22 protein-coding genes are annotated in these 23,677 nt (G+C 57.7%); 18 read left to right on the top strand and 4 right to left on the bottom strand.

Annotated features, from left to right (window positions below; genetic code table 11):
* Positions 1 to 30 precede the first annotated feature (30 nt).
* Positions 31 to 729 (bottom strand): secretin N-terminal domain-containing protein, encoded by a 699-nt coding sequence (locus tag NP945_RS31370; protein WP_256748485.1) that lies wholly within the window; start codon positions 727 to 729, stop codon positions 31 to 33.
* 187 nt (positions 730 to 916) lie between these two features.
* Here NP945_RS31370 and NP945_RS31365 point away from each other — a divergent pair, with 187 nt between their 5' ends.
* The 12 genes from NP945_RS31365 (at position 917) to NP945_RS31310 (ending at position 10,467) form a co-directional block, all read left to right on the top strand.
* A complete protein-coding gene (locus tag NP945_RS31365; protein ID WP_024505368.1) occupies positions 917 to 1,426 on the top strand; it encodes a nodulation protein NolB in 510 nt (169 codons plus the stop codon).
* 36 nt (positions 1,427 to 1,462) lie between these two features.
* Positions 1,463 to 2,299: a type III secretion system inner membrane ring lipoprotein SctJ gene (gene sctJ / locus NP945_RS31360; RefSeq protein WP_281035262.1), complete on the top strand. Its 837-nt coding sequence runs from the start codon at positions 1,463 to 1,465 to the stop codon at positions 2,297 to 2,299.
* Entirely contained in the window at positions 2,244 to 2,930 is a 687-nt protein-coding gene (locus tag NP945_RS31355) for a nodulation protein NolU (RefSeq protein WP_306283342.1), read from the top strand. The genes sctJ and NP945_RS31355 overlap by 56 nt, the downstream gene beginning before the upstream one ends.
* A complete protein-coding gene (sctL, locus tag NP945_RS31350; protein WP_024505371.1) occupies positions 2,927 to 3,550 on the top strand; it encodes a type III secretion system stator protein SctL in 624 nt (207 codons plus the stop codon). The genes NP945_RS31355 and sctL overlap by 4 nt, the downstream gene beginning before the upstream one ends.
* Positions 3,547 to 4,905 (top strand): type III secretion system ATPase SctN, encoded by a 1,359-nt coding sequence (gene sctN / locus NP945_RS31345; RefSeq protein ID WP_024505372.1) that lies wholly within the window; start codon positions 3,547 to 3,549, stop codon positions 4,903 to 4,905. Before sctL ends, sctN begins: the two co-directional genes overlap by 4 nt.
* Positions 4,881 to 5,393, top strand: coding sequence for a hypothetical protein (locus NP945_RS31340; RefSeq protein WP_032899688.1), 513 nt, complete (start codon positions 4,881 to 4,883; stop codon positions 5,391 to 5,393). The genes sctN and NP945_RS31340 overlap by 25 nt, the downstream gene beginning before the upstream one ends.
* Before the next feature lie 89 nt (positions 5,394 to 5,482).
* Positions 5,483 to 6,511 (top strand): type III secretion system cytoplasmic ring protein SctQ, encoded by a 1,029-nt coding sequence (sctQ, locus tag NP945_RS31335; RefSeq protein WP_095769044.1) that lies wholly within the window; start codon positions 5,483 to 5,485, stop codon positions 6,509 to 6,511.
* Entirely contained in the window at positions 6,504 to 7,169 is a 666-nt protein-coding gene (gene sctR, locus NP945_RS31330) for a type III secretion system export apparatus subunit SctR (RefSeq protein WP_029354851.1), read from the top strand. The genes sctQ and sctR overlap by 8 nt, the downstream gene beginning before the upstream one ends.
* A gap of 29 nt (positions 7,170 to 7,198) precedes the next feature.
* A complete protein-coding gene (locus NP945_RS31325) occupies positions 7,199 to 7,447 on the top strand; it encodes an EscS/YscS/HrcS family type III secretion system export apparatus protein (RefSeq protein ID WP_081714428.1) in 249 nt (82 codons plus the stop codon).
* Between the two features lie 8 nt (positions 7,448 to 7,455).
* Positions 7,456 to 8,274, top strand: a complete 819-nt coding sequence (gene sctT / locus NP945_RS31320; RefSeq protein ID WP_024505376.1) for a type III secretion system export apparatus subunit SctT — start codon at positions 7,456 to 7,458, stop codon at positions 8,272 to 8,274.
* On the top strand, positions 8,271 to 9,308 hold the full coding sequence (locus tag NP945_RS31315) for an EscU/YscU/HrcU family type III secretion system export apparatus switch protein (protein WP_024505377.1): 1,038 nt from the start codon (positions 8,271 to 8,273) through the stop codon (positions 9,306 to 9,308). Before sctT ends, NP945_RS31315 begins: the two co-directional genes overlap by 4 nt.
* Positions 9,309 to 9,663: 355 nt before the next feature.
* Entirely contained in the window at positions 9,664 to 10,467 is an 804-nt protein-coding gene (locus tag NP945_RS31310) for a hypothetical protein (protein ID WP_024505378.1), read from the top strand.
* A gap of 542 nt (positions 10,468 to 11,009) precedes the next feature.
* Here NP945_RS31310 and NP945_RS31305 read toward each other — a convergent pair.
* Positions 11,010 to 13,121 carry a hypothetical protein gene (locus tag NP945_RS31305; RefSeq protein ID WP_256748484.1) on the bottom strand — a complete coding sequence of 704 codons (2,112 nt, stop codon included), beginning with the start codon at positions 13,119 to 13,121 and terminating at the stop codon, positions 11,010 to 11,012.
* A gap of 1,351 nt (positions 13,122 to 14,472) precedes the next feature.
* Here NP945_RS31305 and NP945_RS31300 point away from each other — a divergent pair.
* The 6 genes from NP945_RS31300 (at position 14,473) to NP945_RS31275 (ending at position 20,377) form a co-directional block, all read left to right on the top strand.
* Entirely contained in the window at positions 14,473 to 14,802 is a 330-nt protein-coding gene (locus NP945_RS31300) for a hypothetical protein (protein WP_081714433.1), read from the top strand.
* Between the two features lie 72 nt (positions 14,803 to 14,874).
* Positions 14,875 to 15,117 (top strand): nodulation protein NopA, encoded by a 243-nt coding sequence (locus NP945_RS31295; RefSeq protein ID WP_224570034.1) that lies wholly within the window; start codon positions 14,875 to 14,877, stop codon positions 15,115 to 15,117.
* A gap of 117 nt (positions 15,118 to 15,234) precedes the next feature.
* Positions 15,235 to 16,125 (top strand): hypothetical protein, encoded by an 891-nt coding sequence (locus tag NP945_RS31290; protein ID WP_127248571.1) that lies wholly within the window; start codon positions 15,235 to 15,237, stop codon positions 16,123 to 16,125.
* A 232-nt stretch (positions 16,126 to 16,357) separates the two neighbouring features.
* Positions 16,358 to 18,421 (top strand): type III secretion system export apparatus subunit SctV, encoded by a 2,064-nt coding sequence (gene sctV / locus NP945_RS31285; RefSeq protein WP_127270994.1) that lies wholly within the window; start codon positions 16,358 to 16,360, stop codon positions 18,419 to 18,421.
* A 53-nt stretch (positions 18,422 to 18,474) separates the two neighbouring features.
* Complete coding sequence (locus tag NP945_RS31280) at positions 18,475 to 19,017, top strand: tetratricopeptide repeat protein (protein ID WP_082826568.1); 543 nt, start codon at positions 18,475 to 18,477, stop codon at positions 19,015 to 19,017.
* An 889-nt stretch (positions 19,018 to 19,906) separates the two neighbouring features.
* Positions 19,907 to 20,377, top strand: a complete 471-nt coding sequence (locus tag NP945_RS31275; protein WP_024505385.1) for a MucR family transcriptional regulator — start codon at positions 19,907 to 19,909, stop codon at positions 20,375 to 20,377.
* A 228-nt stretch (positions 20,378 to 20,605) separates the two neighbouring features.
* On the opposite strand, the gene NP945_RS31270 is transcribed toward NP945_RS31275, so the two are convergent.
* Positions 20,606 to 20,818 carry a cold-shock protein gene (locus tag NP945_RS31270; protein WP_008874821.1) on the bottom strand — a complete coding sequence of 71 codons (213 nt, stop codon included), beginning with the start codon at positions 20,816 to 20,818 and terminating at the stop codon, positions 20,606 to 20,608.
* 1,543 nt (positions 20,819 to 22,361) lie between these two features.
* Positions 22,362 to 23,483 (bottom strand): DUF418 domain-containing protein, encoded by a 1,122-nt coding sequence (locus NP945_RS31265; protein WP_024505387.1) that lies wholly within the window; start codon positions 23,481 to 23,483, stop codon positions 22,362 to 22,364.
* Positions 23,484 to 23,677: the final 194 nt, after the last annotated feature.

The following is a 23,677-nucleotide window of genomic DNA, read 5'->3' as shown; positions in this document are numbered from 1 at the left end:
TTCTTCAGAGCTGCGGGAAATCCTCAATGTTCATTTCTTGCCCAGCTCAGGCTTCCCGCTAACGCTATCCTGTTGTGGGATGTCAGAAGAATAAGAAGCATCCGGTCGTCCGTCGCGAACGACCGTAGTGGAGGAGCCGCGAAACAAGATCAGCACTGATTCCTTTGGCGTTGCCGCTATGTGAGTCTGCGCCTGCGCCTGCGCCACCAAGCCGTTAAAGGTCTGCTCCACGAGTGCGACGAAGCGCGGTGGACCGGAAACGAAGACGAGGCCATTGCCCGGCACGGGTTTGACCACATAGCGCTCGTCGGAGATATCAAGCTTGTCGAGAGCCCCCTTGAACGCATCGAAGCGAATCGACGTCATCAAAAGCATTCGAGTTTGCGATTCTTGTGCAGCAGACACATAGAGCACAAGGCCGTCATAGTACCATTGTAGACCGTAAAGGTTCGTCAAGCGGTCGAGGAACGCGCGCGGTGGCAAATCAGGCATACGTCCGCGAATTCGCCCCTTCACCGCAGGACTGATGTTGACCCTGATATTCAGGTTGTTGCCGAATTCCTGCAACGCTGCAGCGAGCTCCTGATCCAGAACCGTGTATCTATAGGGTGTCGCCGGAAGGGACAGCGGGACTGCATGCGCCGGGTGAATCCCGGTGGACAGAAAAAACCCGGCACAAAGAAGTCTCAAAACATGCAGGGTGACGGGTTGGATAAGCGTTCTCGGCATGTCGCACTGATAAACCAAACGCTGAAATCATCACAAGTGACTAAATTGCCGAAGAGATTTTAGATTGTCGAAATGACGCCGCCGTTAGTCAGCTTGTTGTCAGCTTGCCCCCCTAGGAGTGTTGCGCCGACACCGGGTGATGAATGGGCGGGGCTCGCCCGGTCAGAGAGAGCAACCGAGTCCTTACATGATGATGCCTGTCACGTCGATCTCTGCCACTCTAACGGCTGGCCTCCCCAGGGTCGGATCACCGTCGATTGTCGAGCAGGCCCAGTTTGAGCGCGCCTTAGGGCATGCAGCCGACTCGCTGAAAAACGATGCCGCCGCGGGGCCAGCGAGTGCGGCGCCAGTTGCTGCGGCGATGGATGTTCAGCGCGCGGCTGCGCCGACGAGCGGCATGGGCGATCGCGTGTTGCAGACGATTTCCTCCCTATATCCACACAACACTGTTTCCTTCCCCGCGCTCGACCATGACATAGCCCTTTCGAAGGGCGCTCTACCGGGACCGGCGCAGAAGCTTCCCGTTCCAGGTGAGGCGGGAACCGGAATCTCGGGCATTCCCCAACAAGGGCAAGACTTCGAAACGATGATGGCTGGTCTTCGGGATGTTTACAACGGCGTCACCCAGGTGGCGCTTATCTCCAAAGGCGTCAGCGGCGTCACATCATCCGTGAATAAACTTTTGAAGGAAGGCTGAACCGCGCGCATGATTGGCTTGGCCGAGGGCGAAATCATGCGTGGCCTGTCAGGGTGGCGGTCGGTTAGACTTGTCATGCTGCCAGTTCTCGTCGCCCTCACTGCTTGCAAAGCCGACCTCTACACGCAATTGCAAGAGCGTGAGGCAAATGAAATGCTCGCACTTCTTGAAGACAACGGGGTCGCCGCGATCCGGGTGGTCGCCAAGGATGGAACCAGCACGATCCAGGTTGACGAAAAGCTGCTCGCCTTCTCAATCAACCTTCTGAACGCCAAGGGGCTGCCGCGCCAATCCTTCAAGAACCTCGGTGAGATATTCCAAGGATCAGGCCTGATTGCCTCGCCGACCGAAGAGCGTGCCCGTTACGTGTATGCCCTGAGCGAAGAGTTGTCGCGGACGATCAGCGATATCGATGGCGTTTTTTCTGTACGTGTTCACGTCGTGCTGCCGCATAACGACCTTGTGCGAGCCGGTGCCACGCCATCCTCGGCCTCGGTGTTTATCAGGCACGACGCAAAAACAAATGTCGCGGCTCTGCTGCCAAAGATAAAGATGCTTGTAGCCGACAGCATCGAAGGCCTGTCCTACGATAAGGTGGAAGTGGTTTTGGTGCCGGTAGAACGGTCCGCACACGAGCAACGGCCCGATCCGACTGCTGTTTTGCCACAAGCATCACTACCTCTTCCTGCGCCACTTCTGGCGACCGTAACAGGTTTTGCCGCAGCCGTATTCGGCGTGGCCTGTTATCTCTTGATCGGCGTTGTTACGCGTCGGCGCAAGCAATCAACCGGCGTTTCCAAGGTCGAGGGGCGCCGGGATGCTTCTGCTGTCGAGGCCATTCGCAAAAGAATGCCTGCAATTGGACGTGGGTGACATCTCATTGCCAATGCCTATACAGACCGCCCGACCTGATGGTCCGCACTTTCCGGGCGCGAGCGAGCTTGCGGCTTCGGCCCATCCAACCCGTCTTGCGGCGCGTCTTGATCCATCGTTATCGGCCGAAACGTTAGTGAAGTTGCAGAAGTGTTCCAGACTGCATCCAAGGCTGGCAGAATTGCTGGGCAACGATGACGTGGATCTGAACCACATCGGCTGCAGGCCGGACCTTCTACGCGGGCATGATCCATATCGAGCGGCCCTTCTTGCTGGTAGTATCTGGCATGCCCGTTCGCTGGTCGCGTTTGTCTCTCAGCCTGAGCTTGCCATCCTTGTTAAACGCATCGGCGTGGAGGCACACGCATTCGGAATCCGACACCTGCTGCATGCTGTTGACAAAAGACTGATCTCGGACCCAGAAAAACTCGCTCAGCAAATCGAATACGATGGACACGCATGTCTTGGGGCTTGGCTCCAGGACAGTTCAGCTACCGAGCGTAACCGCGTGCTTCTTCGATTGCCCGAGGGGACTGCCGCGGAGACTCCAGCACCTGAGCATTGGACCGACGCCGGCCAATTGCTTTCACTTGTAGTAGCTCATTTTGAGACAGAGACCCCGGTGAAATGACAGTCGAACTTTCCGAGGGGCCAATAGCGCCGCAGATGCGTCCAGTCGGACCACTGATACCCGCGAGCGAGCTCGAAACCTGGCACAGCGCCGCGCAAGCCCTTGCCGCGGCAGAACGGCATCGGCAGCGCGTTCGAAACTGGGCACGCGCGGTTTACCAGCGGGCGTGGGCGCGCGGCCACATGGAGGGCTCGAATGCAGGCACCGAGGAGATGGCAGGGTTGATTGCGGAGACAATCTCCGAAATCGCGCGACGAAAGGCGGCTCTGGAGCAGGAATTGCCGCAGCTCGTGATGGAAATATTGAGCGATCTTATCGGCGCTTTCGATCCGGGCGAGCTATTGGTGAGGGCTGTTCGTCACGCCATAGAGTGTCAATACAGCGGCGCCGACGTTTGCCTTCATGTTTCTCCCATGCAAGTCGACATGCTTGCACGAGAGTTTGCTCGATGCGACGGCCAGGATGGTCGACCAAGGGTGCGGATCGAGCCCGACCCGACATTGTCGCCGCAACGCTGCGTGCTGTGGAGCGAGTACGGCAATGTTGACCTTGGACTTGACGCCCAGATGCGCGCGCTGCGCCTTGGTTTCGGGACGCTCTGTGAGAAAGGCGAGCTATGAGAAAGCCCGTCCCAGAACATAACGCTGACGCCGACACTCGAGCTCTCGTTCCAGCAATCTCGTCTTTGAGGGCTGCGGCCAAGCGAATTGACACGCGTGCGGTGCGCGGTCGGATCACGCGGGCTATCGGCACACTGGTTCATGCCGTCTTGCCAGACACTCGTATTGGGGAACTTTGCCTCCTAGAGGACCCGCGAACCGGGCTGTCGCTCGAGGCCGAGGTGATCGGCCTGTCGGGTGATGGTGTATTGCTGACACCGATCGGGGACTTGGTGGGCCTATCCAGCCGCGCAGAGGTCGTGGCCACTGGCCGAATGCGTGAGGTGCCCGTCGGCGGCGATTTGCTCGGTCGCGTGATCGACAGTCGTTGCCGCCCATTGGACGGCAAAGGCGAAATCAAGACCGTCGAAACTCGGCCCCTGCATGGCAGAGCCCCCAATCCGATGACGAGGCGCATGATTGAGCGGCCATTCCCGCTTGGGGTCCGTGTCCTCGATGGTCTGCTGACGTGCGGCGAGGGCCAGCGGATCGGGATTTATGGCGAGCCAGGTGGTGGCAAGTCGACGCTGTTGTCACAGATCGTAAAGGGTGCCGCCGCTGACGTCGTCATAGTGGCGCTCATAGGCGAACGTGGACGGGAAGTTCGTGAATTCATCGAAAGGAATCTTGGTGAAGAGGGCCTTCTCCGTACAGTCGTCGTGGTTGAAACATCCGACCGCTCGGCGGTAGAGCGTGCGCAATGCGCTCCAATGGCGACTGCGCTCGCGGAATATTTCCGCGATCAAGGCCTACGCGTTGCTCTCATGCTGGATTCGCTGACGCGCTTCTGCCGCGCTATGCGCGAAATAGGCCTTGCTGCGGGTGAGCCGCCGACGCGACGGGGCTTTCCTCCTTCCGTTTTTGGCATGCTGCCAGGCCTGCTCGAGCGCGCCGGCATGGGTGAGCGGGGCTCAATCACGGCCTTCTATACGGTGCTTGTAGAGGGTGATGGCACGGGTGATCCAATCGCCGAGGAATCGCGTGGTATTCTCGATGGCCATGTCATCCTCTCACGCGCTATTGCGGCGCGATCGCATTTCCCCGCTATTGATGTGCTGCAGAGTCGCAGCCGCGTCATGGATGCAGTCGTTTCGGGGACACATCGCAAGGCAGCATCCATTTTCCGCGAGCTCCTGTCGCGCTATGCCGAGACCGAGTTCTTGATCAATGTTGGCGAATACAAGCCAGGTGGAGATCCCCTGACTGACCGGGCTGTCGCGTCAATCGACGAACTGAGGGAGTTTCTGCGCCAGAGCGAAGATGACGCGTCAGATTTCGAGGAGACGGTCGCATGGATGTCGCGTCTGACCGCGTAAACTGGATTCAGTCTTCGAGGTTACGGCTTCTGAAGGAAATGCAAGAGCGTCGTGCCCTTGGCGAGCTGTCCAAGAAGGAAGCCCAGCGCGATGTGGCCGCCTCAGCCGTACAAAATGCCTCTAGGGAGCTTGCAATGATACAGCAACATTGTTCAAGAAAAGAAGCAGCGCTCTATCAGCATCTGATGTCACTCGACAACTTGTCTAGCGCAGCGCTCGACCGTCACCGCCTTCACACTGAACAGCTTGCCGCTGAGATCAATTCCAGACGGCAGATGCTTGATGATACCCAAATCGCTCAAGAGGAGGCTGAGATGGCGGCGTCCAGGACGAGGGAGCTATGGGTCATATGTTCGGCGGCAAGGGACAAATGGCAACAAATCGAGGACGACGTGCGGCGCGCCGTCGAGACTCATTCGGAGGCCGCAGCCGAGATCGAGGCCGACGATGAGATACTGCTGAAATATGCGAGGGGGTCGCTTGCCTAAATGCCGCGCAACCGGATCCGACGGTCGCAAGAGGTCGTCCGAATGACACGACCGTGCAGTCTTTGATAGGCGCTGCGGTCACACCCGCCATGTTCGAACCAGTTCTGAAACTGTCCCACACGGTTGTCTCGTGGCTCAATGATACAGCAGCGCCGCGCACGCCGTTTCAAAGCCGGATCAACGAGGTGCCGCTATCGGTGCGAACGGCAGGGCTTGTCTGGCAGCAGGAACCTGCTGCCATTCCGATGCTTGACTGCGTCTGGAGAGTGGGAGCCGAAACGGTCATCTTGTCACTGTCGCGCCCGCTCGTAGAGGAGTTCATCACGACAGTGCAGAACGGCTTGGCCTTCCCTTCCGAGCCAACTGCTTCGCTAATTCTCGAACTCGCTCTGGAGCCGCTTGTCACTCGACTGGAGGAGACGACGCGTCTGAACGTGCAACTCGTGCGGGTATGCGAAGCCACGATGCTGGCTCCTCATCTTGAACTCGACATCATTTTCGGCGCGGTCAAGGGCAAGGGCCGTCTATTCCTGTTCACGCCACTTGACGGCTTAGTACCGCCTGCGTTTCGCGCGCTAGGCGAACTGCTTGCCCAGTTGCCGCGGCAGCTGGGCGGGCTGCCTCCAGAGCTCCCGCTCATTGTTGCAGGAGAGGTCGGCACGCTTCGCCTTCCTGCGGCGCTTCTTCGAAGCGCATGTGTCGGTGATGCATTGTTGCCCGATATTGCGCCGTTCGGCCGCGGCCAGATCACCCTAGCTGTCGGCCAGTTGTGCGCCGAGGCGGATCTTGACGGCGATGAATTAATCTTGCGGGGGCCTTTCCGCCCGCGACCGTGTCCTTTGGAGAGTGCGCATATGACACAACCCGGATCGCAACTGGAGCTTACTAAGGATCTCGACGATGTCGAGATCGTGCTTGTCTTTGAATGCGGCCGCTGGCCTATTTCTCTTGGGGAATTAAGAAGTGCCGGCGAAGGGCATATTTTTGAACTTGGATGGCCGATCGACGGCCCGGTCGACATAGTGGCCAATGGTCAGCGTATCGGGCGTGGCGACATTGTCCGCATCGGAGAAGAGCTGGGCATCAGGCTGCGTGGCGGGTTTGCATGCAATGAGTGAAGCTCAGCCGACAATCCTGGCGCTTCTTGCGGTTACCGCCGGACTCGGTCTGCTGGTTTTAGCAGTTGCCACGACAACGGCCTTTGTAAAGGTATCAATTGTTCTTTTCCTCGTCCGCAATGCGCTCGGGACCCAGACCATACCACCCAATGTGGTGCTGTACGCCGCGGCGATGATCCTCACTATGTTCGTTAGTGCGCCCGTTGCTGAGCAGACCTATGACCGCATGTCGGATCCCAAGCTCCACTATCAGACATTCGACGACTGGGTAAGCGCCGCTAAAGCCGGAAGTGAGCCCTTGCGCGAGCATCTCAAGAAATTCACAAATGAAGAGCAGCGGCGATTTTTCCTATCTTCGACAGAAAAGGTCTGGCCAGAGGAAATGCACGCTGCAGCCACGCCTGATGACTTTGCAATACTTGTACCATCTTTCTTGCTATCGGAATTGAAGCGTGGATTTGAGATAGGATTTCTACTTTATCTGCCTTTTATTGTTATAGATCTGATAGTGACAACTATCTTGATGGCGATGGGCATGTCGATGGTCTCACCAACTGTTATATCTGTCCCGTTCAAGATCTTCTTGTTTGTTGCCATTGATGGTTGGTCAAAATTGATGCATGGGCTTGTGCTGAGTTATACGTTACCGGGAGGCTGATCATCACTGAATCCAGCATCATTACTCTTATGAGCCAATCACTGGTGGTTTTCATGATCTGGATTCTACCGCCGCTCATTGCATCAGTGGTTGTCGGCCTCGTCATCGGCATCCTCCAGGCGGCGACGCAGATCCAGGATGAAAGCTTGCCGCTCACCGTGAAGCTTCTGGTCGTTGTCGCGGTGATTGGGCTGTTTGCTCCTGTGCTAAGCGCCCCGCTCATAGAGCTAGCCGATCAGATCTTCACCGAGTTTCCCGCAATGACACTTAGCTACTAGTCCGCCCCATGGACGCGCCATCGGCCGATATTCAAATTCTGATCCAGACGGCTCTCGAACTCGTCGTTGCGGCAGGTCTTGGGGCAGCCCGCGCGATGGGCATCATGCTGATCTTTCCCGTATTCACACGCTCGCAGATCAGTGGGCTGATCCGGGGCTGTTTGGCTGTTGGCTTCGCACTACCATGCCTGGCACACGTCAGCGGCGGATTGCCGGCGCTGGATCCTGATACGCGCCTGATCCAGCTAACCCTGCTCGGATTCAAGGAAGTTTTTGTCGGTGTACTCCTTGGCACTTTTCTTGGCATTCCGCTTTGGGGCCTTCAGGCTGCCGGGGAGCTTATCGACAACCAACGCGGCATCAGCAGCCCGACCGCTTCGGCCGATCCCGCGACGAACAGTCAGGCTTCCGCGATGGGCGTTTTTCTGGGGATCACTGCGATTGCCATATTCGTCGGATCAGGAGGCCTGGAAACTTTGATCAGTGTCCTGTACCGCAGCTACTTGATCTGGCCGGTGTATCAGTTTCACCCGACACTGAGCGGGCCAGGAGCAATGGAGTTGTTGGGGCTTCTCGACAGCATAATGCGCACGGCATTATTGGTATCGGGGCCTGTCGTGTTCTTCCTGATACTGATTGATATATCGATGATGCTGCTGCGTCGCTTTGCCCCGCAATTTAAGGCGAGCCAACTGTCTCCGGCAATCAAGAACATTGTCTTTCCAGTTCTCATGGTCACCTACGCTGCCTATCTGGTGGAGAGCATGAAACTGGAGGTCACACGTGCCAACGGCGTGCTGGAGTGGTTCGACAAATTGCTGCCATGAGCGACACAAGTGAAGAGAAGACACACGCCGCCAGCCCGAAGAAGTTAAGTGAAGCGCGCAAAAAAGGACAGCTGCCACGTAGCTCCGATTTCGTCCGCGCGGTCGGGACTTGCGCTGGGCTCGGCTACCTTTGGCTAAGAGGCAGCGTGATCGAGGACAAATGCCGGGAAGCGCTCCTATTAGCCACCAAGTTGCAGAGCCTACCTTTCGATACCGCGGTGCCGCAGGCATTGGTTGTGCTCGTCCAACTCACCGTCGCGGCTGTTGGCCCGCTGCTTGGAACCCTCGTCGCCGCGGTGATTTTGGCCAGCCTGCTAGCCAATGGTGGATTTGTCTTCTCTCTGGAGCCGATGAAGCTCAGCTTTAAGAAAATTGACCCCTTTGAAGGGCTGAAGCGCTTGGGGTCTGCTCGTTCCATGGTCGAAGTCTGCAAGACCATGTTCAAGGTATTGGTTCTCAGCGCAACCTTTTCCATTGTCCTTCTCGGGATGTGGAAGACAATGGTCCCTCTGCCGATCTGCGGCATGGGCTGTGTTGGCCTCATCTTTATGGAGACAAAATTGCTGATGGGAATTGGCGCCGGCGCACTGCTGGTCGGCGGACTGATCGATCTCCTGCTCCAGCGCGCGTTGTATCTGCGCGAAATGCGCATGACCAATACCGAAGTGACGCGCGAGTCGAAGGATCAGCAAGGAGCGCCAGAGTTGAAAGGTGAACAGCGTCGCATCCGCGAGGAGGCGGCCGACGAGCCTGCGCTTGGCGTGCATCGCGCCACGCTGGTCTTAACAGGAAGGGCGGTCCTGATCGGTCTGCGTTACGTTCGCGGTGAAACCGGGGTGCCGTTCTTAGTTTGCCGTGCCGAAGGTGAGCGCGTTTCACATGTGTTGAGCGAGGCGCGGGCACTACGCCTGACGATCGTCCATGACCATGTCTTAGCGCGTCAGCTGATAGGCACTACAAAACTCGGCCACGCGGTTCCTATGCAATATTTCCAGCCTGTCGCGAAAGCATTCTTTGCCGCAGGCTTGGCCTAGTCATTGGAAGTCCACGACTGCCAGTTCAAAACTGACCTGGCTCCATGCTAGTGGCAAATGTCGGCTGGCCATCCGTGCCCCAGTGTCTCTGTCAGGCCAACCGCGCAACCGCGGGCCTGGGGCAATCACTCCCCTCGGATCTGCCACCCAGCAACTACGGCAAGTCCTCCGGGCATGACCTTGCAGCCTCTGCTGGCCGGTGCGTGGCGCAGTCCGAGGTTTTGAGGCCGGCAGTACGGATTTGATTGGTGCAGCCGTTGGAATGCCCTCGTCAGCTAGTCGTCAACTAAGCGCCCTATGTTGAACAGCCGTGCTAACTTGAGCTCGGTTGCGAAACATAGGAGTACGAATCGTCATGTATGGTCGAATTGGTGGCTCATCCGATAGTTACCGCGCGCATAATGCCGGCGAGCAATCGGATGCAGGAAGCGAAGGGTTCGCGGACACATTTGCCCGAATGCACTTATCCGGATCGGAAGGTAGCGGCGCCTCATCATCGGCGGCTCCCCAAGCATACTCCCTCAATTCCCGACCTCCTGTGGTGGAGATCAACAGGACTTCCTTCAGGAGACAGGTGAGGCAATTTCATGGTGATGAAATCACGCACATCGCCGACAATCCTCAAGAGTATTCAGAGTTCGTATCGTCACGAGCCAGGCGCACCGCGGACGTTGCTCAGCAATATGGCATCCGTCGAGATACGGAGCACGCGCGATATTTCAGTTACCAATTGGGAGACCGGAGTGCCGGACTGCTGAGAATGGAAGGCGGATTCAGCATGAACGAGTTCGAATCGGAAAGTTGGCGGGAACAATTTCCTGGTCGAACTGAGGTCACTTCCATAGTGGATCTTCAAGTCGCCCATCCGCTCGTCGAAAATGCGGGCGATATTCTGCTGGAGCATCAACTTCGGATAGACGGCGACCGACCGTTGCTGAATTGGCGTGCGGCTAATCCGGAAGCACAAGCGCGCGCGCAGACGATGGGGTTTGTTGAAGTGGATCATGGCGACCTGGTGCTTGACCCTACGCAGCATCCCGACAAATGGACGAAGAACAGTGCCGGTGAGTGGCAGCGTGCAGGCAAACCTCCACTCTATCTCCACAAAACCGAGGACAGCGACAGCAGCGATAGCGGGTCCGACGACGATTTCATGTGATTTGTCGACCCGCCGCCGAGCCTTGCAACTGGTGACGGTTGCAAGGCTGTTGGCAGTGAATGCTAATTGTCCGGCGACAGCCCCGCCTTAGCGCCAGCGCCGCCGAGCAATCCAGCCCATCTCCCAGACAATAAACTGCGAATGCGCATCGTGGGTGCTTGCGAGCGGATTGTATTCGGGCCGGAACTCCGCCTCTTGGATACGAGCTCTCCCGAATCCAATTTTCTCCACCACACCGTTGGGTCGTTGCGATGCGCCGATCCCGATCGGATCGGCTATGCCTGCTCCGCGCTCGCAGGAAGACCTTCCGCCTCGATCTTGGCGGCGCGATCTCGGCGATAAGTTGGATGGGAGGCAAGATACGCCGCCACGTCAACAGCAGGTAACGCGACATCGCAAATCGGCCCTGACGGTAGCCGATCGACTCCAATCGCCGGACCGCAACTCGCGCAGCGGCATTCGCGGTTTGGCCAGGAGAAATGCTCGCTGACTCACAGCGTGGCCGGCCGCATTCTGCCCTAGACCCCAAAGTACGTGCCCTGTCATGCAGCCTGCGCCGACGGGAGCTCGGCACGCGAATTGCGTGGTTGGCGGCCAAGCCCCGAGGTCAACAAAGACTTACAGAAAGCGGGGGTGAGTTTGCCGCGATGAATTATGACCTTCTCGCGACCGGACCTAGCATCGGCTTCCTCTCGCTCTCGATTGTAGCCGCGCTGTTCGTTGGATTTAACGTGGCAAGCGGTGAATTCGGAATCAGCCAGCCCTTCTAAGTTTCTGGCCAAGACGGGGCGACTCGTGTGGATGTGCACCCACATCGGGCTCGGCATCGCACCATTGACCAGCATCTTGGGCTGCAGCTTCATCTCAAACAGCTTTCCTGGCTCGCCACGCAGCGCGACCGGTGCCTCCGGCGGCATCAATTCGTCGGCATTGCACAAATGTTCCAGGTATTTTTGCGCCGGAAATGCGTAGGTCTTCATGCAATCAGTCGTAATGCCGGCTTTTCCTTCATTCAATGCGTTGGCCTGTCCCAGCACCATGTTCAGCAACCCTTTGAGCTGGTCTGTGCGTTCGTGCACTTTGGGTAGCTGGGTGGAGGTGAGTAGCAGGCGTACATTACGCCCCTGCAACCCGGCGAGACAGGTTTGCATCTCAATGGCCTGGGCTCGCAGGTACTGGGCCACATCGTCCACGACCTTACCGGCCTCCTCAGGCTTCATCTGGCGCACTTGGGAGACGACGCTTTGCTGACCGGCCAGATCGAACTGCAAAAGTTCGTCCAATCGTTTGAGCCGCTCCGTCAATACCTCCATTGACAACGCGGCGCCCCCGATTGTCGAGCCTGCCCCCGACGAACTCGCAGCCACCTCTTGCGCTCTCACCTGTGTACTCGCAACTTGATCCGAGCGCGCGAGAACCTTGGCTGCTGGCATTGTGCCGGCGTTCGAAGCGACTGGTGTTGATGGCTGCCCGGCGGCAGAAGTCCCGGCGCGAGCTGCCGACTTATGCTTTGACTTCCCTTTCCTTCGCGCTGTAGTGCCTTCTGACACTGCAGCCGTACCAGCAGTGTCAGCCGGTATCGCAGCGCCTGCCCTGGCCGGCATCGCAGCGCCCGCCTGGGCCTGTGGCGCCATGATGGCTGACGGCGGAGACTGCAGGTTCAACAAGTGCATGGCATCGTGCGCAGTGATCCATGCATCGTCCACGATCCGTTCGAACAGTTTCAATGGGAGGCCGGCATCTGGGTAGGTATGGCTTAGCTTGGTATGCACCTCGTGCAACGCCAATCCAAAATCCGAAAGCCGCTCCATGATTTTTTCTACAACCGCGCAATCATGAGCGTTGAGTGTTTTGCCATCCATTATGCCCTTCGCCAAAGAGAGGGCGCGAAGAGCTTCTTGAGCGGCGCTTGCCATCAGCTGCACCACTCCATTTCGACCGACGAGGAGTTCCTTCAAATCTGGCTCGAACCTGCTCGCCCGCAGTTCAATCTTGGCCCGCGCAAGACCGATCCGCTCACGGACCAGCCAGATCCTGACACTCAGTACCGAGCCGGCACGCAGCCGCAGTGCGCACCGCTCGGCTTCCCGCATCACGGGCGTTCCACTGGATAGGCTAGCGGTGGCAGCGCAGGCGGATCGCTGTCGTTCGGAGCGCCATGCCTTTTTTTCCCACCACTTAATTGCCGCCGTATGGTGGTTCTCCACATTTAAAATCAACAGCTCCTGCCGGTCCGCCTGGGAGTAGGAGTAGAGTCTATCGACCATACCTGCCGCTATCTTGGTCTTTTCGTCCAATTTCGTGATCGTCGACAGGCCAAGTTGGTCTACTTCATTCGCGGCGTCGCACACGATCTGGCAACATCTACGCACCTTGTCGTCTGGCATAATTGTCTGCGCCTCAGCCGCAGGCAGGCTAGCGCGGTACTCCAGAATTGCTGAGGCTGCACCGACGACCCGACTGATCAGCTCCACCGCCTCCTCGGGAACGTCGGTTTTCCTGGCCGCAGCCTCGCAATCAGTCAGTTGTTGAACAAGACTGTTCATTCTGAGCTGTGTCGGACTGATATCTTCATTTGACGATGAGCTGGTGCCTTCCACCTGCGCGGTTGATAGTTGGCTACCGACCGGCGCCATGGCTTCGCCCTCAGACATGGAGGGAGAACCGCGCCGCCTTGCGGCTGCGCCACGTGGCGCTACGGTTCCGCGTGGTGGCGCAGCGGCTCCACGTGGCGGTGTGTTCAGGATTTGATCTTCGCCAATCGAGGCGCCTGGCAGACTTTCGCGGGCATCGCCTGGACCGCGCGCAACTGGAAGGGAGGAGGGCCTCCTATCGGCGTCCCCAGAGCGCATCTGCTCCACAACGGAATCGAATGACTGTCCACCTTCTCCCGCAGCAAGACTTGATTGCGAAAGGGAACTGCTCGCCCGCCCCGCGCGGCTGGCTCCAGTTTCAGCCTGCGATTTCCGTGGTCGGCCAATGCCCTTCATATTGCGTCTCCGTAGTAGGCGAGAATGTGCTGCTATTGTGCTGGCGGCTGACGAGACCAGCGGCATCTTTCGGTTAACGTCACGGTCAGCCAGACCCGCGACGGCGTAATGTTCCCGCCAAAGTGCTTCTCAGTAGCAGGCCAAGATTGGCCCGAGCTCACAGGACTTTCGCAACGTTGCCATCGATGTCCTGAGATTATCAGCGCTTCAGTCCGCCGATTTCCAGGAACAGCGAATGAAATCAGACCAACTCGGCCAGCTCCCCTTCCTAGACACGTGCCTGACGATTTTATTGATGCGTCACTCCTCTCGTTCGCCACCGACAAAGTCACACATTTGCTTCAGAGAAGCGTGTGCGTTGCGTATCGCGCGGGAAACCATTTCGATCTATAGTTACAAAAAGTGTCGAGACGGGACCTTTGGATCCGAAGGTCAGGCACAGCCGGCCTAGATAGACCGCTTGGCTGACGATTAGCTGACGATGGGAGTTCTCACGAACAGGGCAAGAAAATCCGACCGCTTCAAGCTTTCGATATGGTGAGAAGAGGATCCGCACCGGCCTCCCAAAGCCGGCAGACCATCCCATGTTCGTACGGTCGCCGACCTTCTCGAGGCCAATGAGCTCACCGCGCCGGGCCGTGATGTGCAGGCGAGAGAATGGTGATGCAAAGACCGAGTTCCTGCTCGTTGCGTGCGCCCGTGGAGCCAGCAAGAATACGGTCATTGCGGTCATGCAGCACGTGGACCGTGCCTCCTGTTCGACACCACAGCATCGAGATGCAAACCAGCTGCTGCGGCTGCCATTCGGTCGCGGCATGCGTGGACGGCGGGATTGGCCGAACAGCCGAGATCGTGGTCGACTGTTCGATGCGAGAGCAACATCCTGCAGAGCATACGGTTTTTGCGCTGGCCGGTTTTTGTCAAAAGCCGTCAGGTTCTCGAAAGCTCCCGCCCTTAGCTTGATCGAGGTTAACCTTTAACACGTCGCCGCCAATGGCAAATGCCGGAGTACCTGATGATAGCAGCAATTGGGAGTGGAGTTGGCAACCTCGGGACTTCCTTGATCCGAAAGGGCCATGGGGATTCGAAATCCGAGCATTCTGGTGATGGCAAGCCGGCTGATGGCAATGATGGCAAGCCAGCTGGTGGGAATGATGGCAAGGCAGCTGGCGGGAACGATCGGGCGGATAACCGGACCGTTTCAAATGATCAACTTCAAGACAACTCACAGTCTGCAGCACAAAGTGAAGCCTTCCAAAGTATCCTGCGATCGTTCGCGTTCCAATTCGCGAACGATGCGATGGCTGAGGCCGATGAAGCTTTGGATGACACAGAAGATGCCTGACGCGGGAAAATCCGGCGTGAGGTCATACAGGCCGTTATTGACGGCACAACTCCAACAGAAAAAGGAATGATCATGGCTGCAGTTGATAATAATAAAAAATCAGGCAATACCAATACCAGTAGCGCCGGCAATACCGATAAAACTAACAGTGGCACTCCCGGCAATACAAGCGGAGCTGATGCTACTGCTTTTCAGGCGCAAGTGCAGGAACTAACCAATGTTAGCTTGGAGGCGACGAAAAGGAGTGTCCAGTTGCGCACTCTAACGACCAATCTCCAGACCATCAAGAAGGCCGCCGACGAACGCGTTTCGTAATGTCGGAGGCGGGTTTTAGACTGCCCCTTAGCGCGTCTCCTTATTGACGCGACGTAGTCCCGAAATGAGCCGCATGGCAATTGCCATGCGGCTTCTATCCTGTTTGAGAGATGCTCTGTGGATGACGCCGTTTCCCTCCGTTTCGAAGTGCGTTCGGGGCACTATTGCGGTCTGACCGGCAAGACGGATCTTCAAAAGTGTTTAATCGGCAGCGGCTTCGATGCCGATTTGGTCTTTGTCGAGCAGGGACTGGCACCGCATCACCTTCGTGTAACTCTTCTTGGCAAGTCGATCGAACTGGAGGCGCTTGCACCCGGAATCAGTATCGAGGGCAACCGGAATATCGCCGCAGGCCAGTCCGTTGTTGTGCCCCTTCCTGTCGTCCTGCTCGTAGGCGAGATGTCCATTGCTTTGTCCGTGCAGGATGCAGAGCCGCCTGGTTCGACCGGCATACCGCGCCTACCGATCGGTGTGCTCGCCATGGTCATAATCAGCTCACTCGGGATCGGCGCGCTTTCAGGCACGATCTCCTATCTTGGCAATGCAAGTGGATCGAGCCCCAATTCACTTCGGGCTGAAGTCGCGTCCAGAACGATCAGTCACCGCGCTGACAATGAACTTACGGAGGCAGCGGCCCAAGAGCTGCAGGAGGAAGTCGATCGAGCGGGTCTTCTCGACGTCAAGATTGGGTCGGCAAAGGGTGTTGTGACCGCCGAAGGCACCGTCACGTCTGAATCGGTCATCAGCTGGCAGAAGCTTCAGCAATCGTTCGATCGTCGCACCAAGGGTACTCTAACACTGGTGAACGGAGTGCTCATCAAAGAGGAGAAGGCGCCATCCGCAATCGCGGTCGAAGCTGTGTGGCATGGGGTCCAACCATATATTGTCATCGACAGCGAGAAGTATTTTGTCGGCGCCATTTTGGCTGATGGATGGGTGGTCGAACGTATTGAGGACAGCCGTGTGCTGCTGAGCAGGAATGGCCGCATTGCTGCTCTCCAATATTGAAAGCTCGCAGGCCCCATCAAGCAGCACTCTATGGCCAGCCAAACATCCTGCCGCGCTCGGTGCTGACAAGCTGGCTGCGTTGGAAACATTTGCTGCCCAGCCATTTCGCGCCTGCTTGTGGCTCTCATGCAGGGTCACGCGCTGGCCAAGGCTGAGGCGCCTTCGGAGTTCGAAAGCCACGTTTCATGGCGTAACAGCAGAGTAAGTCTCAACCGATTGCAAAGGTGTCTCGATGGCCAACGTCCTGCGTGACTTCATCAAGCGTGCGCCGGCCAGCCCGGATTTAATGGTTGCGTTGATGCTGCTTCTGGCTGTCGCGATGATGGTCATGCCTATCCCGGTCGTGGTGGTCGACGCCCTGATAGGATTCAATATGGGGTTGGCCATACTGCTGATGATGGTTGCCCTGTATGTCAGTACTCCACTTGATTTTTCCTCTTTGCCCGGCGTTATTTTGATTTCCACTGTATTCCGTCTCGCGCTCACGGTCGCAACGACGCGACTGATTCTGGCCGAGGGGGAGGCCGGCAGCATTATTCATACTTTTGGCGATTTCGTCATTTCAGGCAATATCGTGGTGGGTTTCGTCATATTTCTGGTCGTCACCATGGTGCAATTCATGGTCCTCGCGAAGGGTGCCGAACGGGTGGCAGAAGTGGCGGCGCGTTTCACGCTGGATGCTCTGCCGGGCAAGCAAATGGCGGTCGACGCAGAGCTACGCAACGGCCACATCGATGCCAACGAATCCCGCCGGCGGCGCGCCGAATTGGAGAAGGAAAGCCAACTCTATGGCGCGATGGACGGCGCGATGAAATTTGTGAAGGGCGATTCCATCGCCGGGCTGGTGGTTATCTGCATCAACATGCTGGGTGGAATTTCGATCGGCCTGCTCTCCAAGGGCATGTCCTTCGGCGAGGTACTGCATCACTACACTCTGCTGACGATAGGCGATGCATTGATATCGCAGATTCCGGCCCTTCTGCTCTCCATTACTGCGGCGACCATCGTCACCCGTGTGACTGGGACGGCGAGGATCAACCTCGGTACAGAAATGGTCAGTCAGCTCACGGCCAGCACTCGAGCCTTGCGACTGGCGGCCGGCGTCCTGGTTGTAATGGGGTTCGTTCCTGGGTTTCCCCTCCCCGTCTTTCTGATGCTGGCCGCAGTGTTCGCTGCGGTAAGCATTGTCAAGGCTGATGTGCTGGGCGCCGGCACTGCCGATGCGAAAGGTGGAACTGCAGCGGAGCCTAAGCAAGCCGCGCCTGCGAAGGAATTCCCGATCGCATTTTTTCTAGCGCCAGATCTTATGCAGGCGGTCGATCAAGCCGAATTGCAAAAACATATTGGGCGCGTTTCGCTCCTGGTCACAGCCGATCTGGGCATTATCGTTCCTCGCATCCCTGTCTTGGTTGACGAGCAGCTGCCTGCATCGCAATTCCGAATTGATGTCGAGGGCGTGCCAGTCGAACAGGACGCCTTAGATCCAAACCAGATGGCGCTCCGAGCCGATGTAGCGCACGTCGACTCGAGCGGTGTCCCCCTTAGACGTGAGCCGAAAACGGACAGACTCCCGGTTGAACATACCCCTGCAAAGGCCCTTACGGGCGCCGGCACGGAGCATAGGGCTCCCGGCGAACTCCTCGCCTTGCGCGTCCATGCAGCGTTGACCCGCTACGCACCGCGATTGGTGGGCATCCAAGAGACCCGACATTTCCTGGGCCGAATGGAGCAGGAATATTCTGAGCTTGTGAAAGAGGTGCTACGCACGACGCCGATTCCTCGGATTGCCGATGTTCTGCGCCGCCTCCTGGAGGAAGGTATCCCAATCCGCCACACCCGTCTCGTGTTGGAGGCATTGGCCGAATGGAGCGAGCGTGAGCAAAACGTTGCCCTGCTGACGGAATATGTCCGTTCTGGTTTGAAGCGACAGATCTGCCACCGCCATGCCAACACGGAGGGCATAGTGTCCGCCCTGGTCGTCGAGCGCGAGAGCGAGGATGTGATGCGTGGCGCGGTTCGAGATTCGGATGCAGGCCCCTATCTCGCACTGGAGGATCGGCAAAGCGAAGCGATGCTATCACAGATACGTCAGGTCCTTTCGAACGCAGAACCGGGTCAAACCCGCCCTATTCTGTTGACGTCGATGGATGTCCGACGTTTCGTCCGCGGCTTTCTGACGCGAAACGGGGTTGATCTCGCCGTGCTGTCTTATCAAGACCTCGCCTCCGACTTTACAATTCGCCCCGCAGGATCCGTCACACTCCCGCACGGATCGAACAGCGGATTGTTAGAGTAGTCCCACCTTTCCTAACTGAACGCCACGCGCCTCACCGATAACTGAGAGATAACATGAATAGTAATACAGTTTCTCCATCGCCTATGTTTCTGCGCCGGAACTCACTTCTTTTTGCCGTACTCGCCATTCTGCCTTTGGGCGGTTGCGCCAGCTGGCAAAAGCCGGCTCTTTCCGTGCAGGAGACATCTTCCCCCGAGTTGCTCAGCGCCGATCAAATCGATCCGGCTATGCGCGAACGCATTTTGCGCGAAGTTGGTCAGGATGTTCAAGAGCGGGCTTTGCGGGATGAGGTGAAGCAGCACCCGGACAATGTTGATGCGGCGATACGACTTACAAATGCCTTGGTGGGCCAGAAGCGCCCGCACGAAGCGGTTGAGGTGCTCGACAGCGTCTTGGTTGCAGCCCCAGGAAACGTACGTGCATTGAATGCGAAGGGCGTGATTTTGGACATTGAGGGGCGGCATGACGCGGCACAGGCCCTGTATCGGCGAGCTCTCGAAAACGAGCCAGGCAATCAGATGGTGCAGCATAACTTCAATCTGTCGCTTGCCTTTAACGGCAAGTCCGAACAACCAAGGTTAGCACGATCGCAATAGGTGGGCACAGTGCATGCGCAGCCTGTTCCCCGGCTCGAACACGCGCTCGGCTCCCATCATAGATGGCCCCCTGAAGAGAGCCATATCTATGCAAAACAGTTGCTCCAGATCTGGAGAGATCGGCAGGAGAGCCGGATGACATCACGCGGCCACCCGCAAGGCCACCCGCCTCGCTTCGTTGCCAGAGCGCCCTCTCCCTCGCCGGTCACCGTCTCGCAATGCGGCGACCTGGCTTAAGGCGGTCGACCGAGCGCCCGATGCAGTAGCCATGAATACGTAACGCAGCGATGGACCCGCCGGATCGTGTCGCGCTTGTGCTGGCCGTCCCTGCCATTACAGCACGGTGATTGTAGCTGGATCATATTCTAGAGGCATCGATGGTGTGGATGCCTTCGATCCAAACAATCGATTTGTTGAATTCGTCCGCCTGAGGAAATTAGCTGCGGCGATCCGACTTCCGACGCCTGCAGGCGCAAAACCAACAGCGTGAGCGCTGCGGGTCCGGATGCAGGCTGCAAAGTGCAATCACCAGCGCTGATAAGCGGCAAGTGAAGAATGTATCGCTCGGGCGACTCCTGTGTTGTGCACGGTTGCCCCGCGAGGTGAACTGTAGCAGCTTGGCAGCTCAGCGTTCACGAAAGGAGAAAAGATTTGGGGCCAAGCAAAGACCGGCTTTTTTGATTGTCTTGCTGTATCGCTATGGTGGGGCGGGCGCGACCGCTCCCATAATTCAATACGCTGCCTTTAGCGATGGACGATGACGGGATGCGTCGCCCAGACTTCAATGGTGGAGGAGCAGCGCACCCGTCGATCCATTTGCTTTCAGCGGCAACCGCCACTATGTAGCGACACTTCGCCCAACTGTGTTTCAAGCTGCCCGGAGAAGTTTATGACAGAAGAACCCCACAAGACCGACATCCTCATCGAGCTCACTGCCGATGTTGTATCAGCCTACGTCTCCAACAACCCCGTCCCGGCGGGGGAGCTTCCTGCCCTGATCGCCCAAGTGCACGGGGCTCTAAACGGCACGGCTGGACTCATACCGGCAGAAGAGCCTGTGCCTGTAAAAAAACCTGCTGTCCCGATCAAAAAGTCGATCGAACCGGACTACATCATTAGCCTTGAAGACGGCAAGAAATTCAAATCGCTAAAGCGCCATCTGGCGACGCACTATGGTCTGACCCCAGACGAATATCGCGCCAAATGGGGTCTGCCGTCGGATTATCCCATGGTGGCGCCGAATTACGCCGCTGCGCGCTCCGCCTTGGCCAAGACCATGGGACTCGGCCGCAAACCGAAAGAGCCGGAAGCCCCAGCCACGGCGCCGGCGAAACGGACCCGCAAGAAGGTCGCAGCCTAAATCCGTATCAACAGTCGTTCGGACGCGCAGCAGCCGTAGGCCCAATCTGCGCGGAATCAAAGGGCGGGGATGAGCCCCGCCTTTCCCGTCCAAGAGCCTCATTTCCAGAGTAATTCATGATGGCTCCAGCAATCCCTGCCGCGGCATTAACTTGCATGCTCCGGCCCGGGTTTCGAGCCGTCAATGCGTTCCGGCGATGACGAACCTTGCCAAGGCTTTCCCGGACCGTTAGCCAGCCTTGCTGAGGCTGCCTGCAGAGGACTTTCCCGTGCGGCGATCCTGTTCCACCTCGTAGTTGATCTTCTGGCCCTCATTAAGGGTCGACAGGCCCGCTCGTTCAACAGCGGAAATGTGGACAAAGACATCCTGACCGCCGTTGTCAGGCTGAATAAAACCAAAACCCTTCGTGCTGTTGAACCACTTCACCGTTCCAGTCGCCATATCCATTCCTTTGTAATAAGTCGCAACTTAGGCAGGCCATTCACGCCAGCCTGATTTGTACACGAGACTTTAGGCGCATCAAAATCGGAAAATTGCAAGGCCCACTCGATCGCCTGATCTCCAGCAGCAACTGCAACATATGCGAGGCGCGTGCCAGACGAGGCGTATGCCAGACGTTTCGTCGTGCGCTGTCGCTCGAACGTTGACAGAAACAATGACACACCTTGCAAACTCGGCACATCTTGTGGACGTGCTCGGGTCGCTTCTCGACTGCGATACCCGCTCCTGACCGGGTATCGTCGGCCAAAATGAGGGTTTTTGTCATGTGCCGCCAGACCGAAAGATCAGGCGCGCAGCGACCTGCACATTCAAACCGGAACCCGCGAACCTCGATTAGCTTCTGCCTGCTCCGAAGGGCGGTAGCCTGCTCTGAGGCGGGCCACTGTCGGGTTGAAAACCAACTGTCGGGTTCGGAACCCCAGATTGTCGGCAAGGTACGCGCCGCCCACTGGTTGGCCAAAGGGGCACTGGCTCCTGATCCTGCCGCCATGCTCGCCCGATCTCAACCCGATCAAGACAGGTCTGCTCAAAACTCAAGGCGCGGCTGCGGAAGAAGGCGGCCAAAACTTTCGACGCTCTCTGCGGAACTCTCGGCGATATCTGCCAGCTGTTGGAGCCAAATCAAAAACCATTAATTGCGACAGGTGATTTTATGACATTCATTGCGAAGAGGCCAGAATGAACAGCGGAAGAGAGTAGCAGCTCTCTGGTCGCGGCGAGGTGGATCGTCGACACGATCGGCACCTGGCCCGTGCGGGGATCGCACCGCAGCCAGCACCAGAGCCAGATCTTGACCGCTTGCCTTGCTCAGGCGCCACAACAACGAGTGGCTGGAAGCAGATCCACGTGAACTCAGCGATATCGATCAGACGATGCTTACCCTCATGAAAGCCGATCCCGACGCTGTCCAGCGCCGCGAAATCCTGACCAGCATATGGCGCATCGGATGCCACCGCCTGCACACTCACCATCGACATGCCGGAACTCGGAACCAAAGGCCGCAAGCCTCGCCGGCCTCGGCAAAATGGAGCGGCCGCGCCTTCATCCGGGGCGGCCGGGCCAATGTTCGCCAGGCCCTCTACATGCCCGGCCCTTCGCCCTGCGCTTCAACCCCGACCTCAAGGCAAAATACCAGGCGCTAAAGGCGGCAGGCAAACCCGCAAAGGTCATCATCTTGTTGCGAAAGCTCCTCATCCTAGCAAACGCTCTCCTCAAGGCGCAGCGAAAATGGCCCCTAAAACCCTTGACCGAAACGGATACCTTAGCCTTTCAGGTGAGGCGGGCCGAGATAGACCAACCGCGGGTTTAACTTCGCGAGTTTAAGCTGATTATGCCGATGCAACTCTAGCGCCTGCGCGACCGTTTTAGCTTCCATCAACAAGGCGGCAGGGTGGGAGGAAGTACCCTCCCCTGCCGCGAACAAGCTTTGGACAAAGCCCCACCTTGTCCGTAATGTGATCGGGAGGCCGGGGCGCGGCGGTGCTCAGCGGATGTGACGCGCGAGATCTGCGACCCTACCCATCAGCACTTCCATCGGTCCTCGCTGGAAGACGCGCAGCCAAAGCACCGCAAAAGTGCTGATAACCACAACGAAGCCAAAGAGCGTGGACAGGCTCTCGTCTTTGAAAATGTTTATCTTCATAAGATAGGCTATTCCCGCAATGTGCAGCACATAGGCCGTCAAAGACATCGAGCCGACTGCGATTATTGGCCAGACCAGCTTTCGCAGACGCGGGAGCGCATCCACAGCGAGCATGCAAGCCGCCAAGATGATCATTGCGCAACCGGTGCTGCCCACGATCGAAAGCGTCGTTTCGCTATGAGGTGCGGCTATCCATGACGACTTGACTATAAATGACGACTTGGAAGGCTCAAAAGCGCCGTCAACGTCAGACCACCACAAGGAGGTTTCAGTCAAAGCGCGGGAACTCAGCGCGAGCAAGGATCCCCCATGGCCCAACACGGCCAGCGCGACCCCCGCCAGACCAAGGCGCCAATGCGCTGCTAGCGTATTAAGATTAAGGCGCGCGATGGCCATGCCAGCGATGAGGAAAGGAACCCAGGTCACCGCGGGATAGTAGCCGTTGACCATGAGGTTGAAGACCGGGTCGAGGAGGTTGGGGGCAACCGACAGAAGGGAGGAACGGACTTGCGGGAGAACTAATGCCGTAGCGGCAGCGATCAAGCCCAGCTGATATGCGCTGAGCCGATGGAGCGGCAATACCAACAAGAAGCAAATTCCGTAGTATTCTAGGATGACTTCGACCTGGGTACCGAGGCAGCCCAGGATTGAGCCAAGCGCGAGCAAAACAAGGGCACGAATTGCGACTCTGGCGATGGCCTGTCTACCGGCTATCCCCGACTTCGGCGCCTTGCGACCTGTAATCAGGAGGATTGAAAAACCGGCCAATACGGCAAACAGGGCCGACGGCCGCCCATGGGTTAGTTCCATCAGAAACCCGACTAGTCCTCCTTCGCCGGGGTCGGGACCGAGATGGGCGGCATACATCCCGAAGACAGCCAGGCCCCGAGCGAGGTCGATGCCGACCAGCCGATCTACTACCGACCCATTCCTAGCGTCGGCAACCGGTGCCTTCATTACCATGGTAGATTCCCTTGTTGGGTGTGTGGATCGCGGGAGCCGCGATAGGAGAGCCGGTCGGCTGCTGCCGTCGCCTCGTGAAAGGGTTCAAAACATCGCGCCATCTGGCGCATCGAGCCGGCGACAGAGCTGTTCAGCCATTAGCCTGGGGTAAGAACAACAGATCGGCTCACAAAGCCTGTGTCACGGACCTGAAA

Origin of the sequence: Mesorhizobium sp. LMG17149, from assembly GCF_024518695.1 — a bacterium.
In the GTDB taxonomy this organism is placed as follows: Bacteria; Pseudomonadota; Alphaproteobacteria; order Rhizobiales; family Rhizobiaceae; genus Mesorhizobium.
This window is presented reverse-complemented; position numbering and strand designations above follow the sequence as displayed.

Excerpts from the sequence above, each read along its gene's own strand:
- NP945_RS31295 (WP_224570034.1), top strand. The coding sequence starts at position 14,875 with ATGGCTGCAGTTGATAATAATAAAAAATCAGGCAATACCAATACCAGT.
- NP945_RS31365 (WP_024505368.1), top strand. The coding sequence starts at position 917 with ATGATGATGCCTGTCACGTCGATCTCTGCCACTCTAACGGCTGGCCTC.
- sctT (WP_024505376.1), top strand. The coding sequence starts at position 7,456 with ATGGACGCGCCATCGGCCGATATTCAAATTCTGATCCAGACGGCTCTC.
- NP945_RS31340 (WP_032899688.1), top strand. The coding sequence starts at position 4,881 with ATGGATGTCGCGTCTGACCGCGTAAACTGGATTCAGTCTTCGAGGTTA.
- NP945_RS31275 (WP_024505385.1), top strand. The coding sequence starts at position 19,907 with ATGACAGAAGAACCCCACAAGACCGACATCCTCATCGAGCTCACTGCC.
- sctL (WP_024505371.1), top strand. The coding sequence starts at position 2,927 with ATGACAGTCGAACTTTCCGAGGGGCCAATAGCGCCGCAGATGCGTCCA.
- sctJ (WP_281035262.1), top strand. The coding sequence starts at position 1,463 with ATGCGTGGCCTGTCAGGGTGGCGGTCGGTTAGACTTGTCATGCTGCCA.
- NP945_RS31310 (WP_024505378.1), top strand. The coding sequence starts at position 9,664 with ATGTATGGTCGAATTGGTGGCTCATCCGATAGTTACCGCGCGCATAAT.
- NP945_RS31305 (WP_256748484.1), bottom strand. The coding sequence starts at position 13,121 with ATGTCTGAGGGCGAAGCCATGGCGCCGGTCGGTAGCCAACTATCAACC.
- NP945_RS31370 (WP_256748485.1), bottom strand. The coding sequence starts at position 729 with ATGCCGAGAACGCTTATCCAACCCGTCACCCTGCATGTTTTGAGACTT.
- NP945_RS31280 (WP_082826568.1), top strand. The coding sequence starts at position 18,475 with ATGAATAGTAATACAGTTTCTCCATCGCCTATGTTTCTGCGCCGGAAC.
- NP945_RS31355 (WP_306283342.1), top strand. The coding sequence starts at position 2,244 with ATGCTTCTGCTGTCGAGGCCATTCGCAAAAGAATGCCTGCAATTGGAC.
- sctN (WP_024505372.1), top strand. The coding sequence starts at position 3,547 with ATGAGAAAGCCCGTCCCAGAACATAACGCTGACGCCGACACTCGAGCT.
- NP945_RS31300 (WP_081714433.1), top strand. The coding sequence starts at position 14,473 with ATGATAGCAGCAATTGGGAGTGGAGTTGGCAACCTCGGGACTTCCTTG.
- NP945_RS31315 (WP_024505377.1), top strand. The coding sequence starts at position 8,271 with ATGAGCGACACAAGTGAAGAGAAGACACACGCCGCCAGCCCGAAGAAG.
- NP945_RS31270 (WP_008874821.1), bottom strand. The coding sequence starts at position 20,818 with ATGGCGACTGGAACGGTGAAGTGGTTCAACAGCACGAAGGGTTTTGGT.
- sctV (WP_127270994.1), top strand. The coding sequence starts at position 16,358 with ATGGCCAACGTCCTGCGTGACTTCATCAAGCGTGCGCCGGCCAGCCCG.
- NP945_RS31265 (WP_024505387.1), bottom strand. The coding sequence starts at position 23,483 with ATGGTAATGAAGGCACCGGTTGCCGACGCTAGGAATGGGTCGGTAGTA.
- NP945_RS31325 (WP_081714428.1), top strand. The coding sequence starts at position 7,199 with ATGAGCCAATCACTGGTGGTTTTCATGATCTGGATTCTACCGCCGCTC.
- sctQ (WP_095769044.1), top strand. The coding sequence starts at position 5,483 with ATGTTCGAACCAGTTCTGAAACTGTCCCACACGGTTGTCTCGTGGCTC.
- sctR (WP_029354851.1), top strand. The coding sequence starts at position 6,504 with ATGAGTGAAGCTCAGCCGACAATCCTGGCGCTTCTTGCGGTTACCGCC.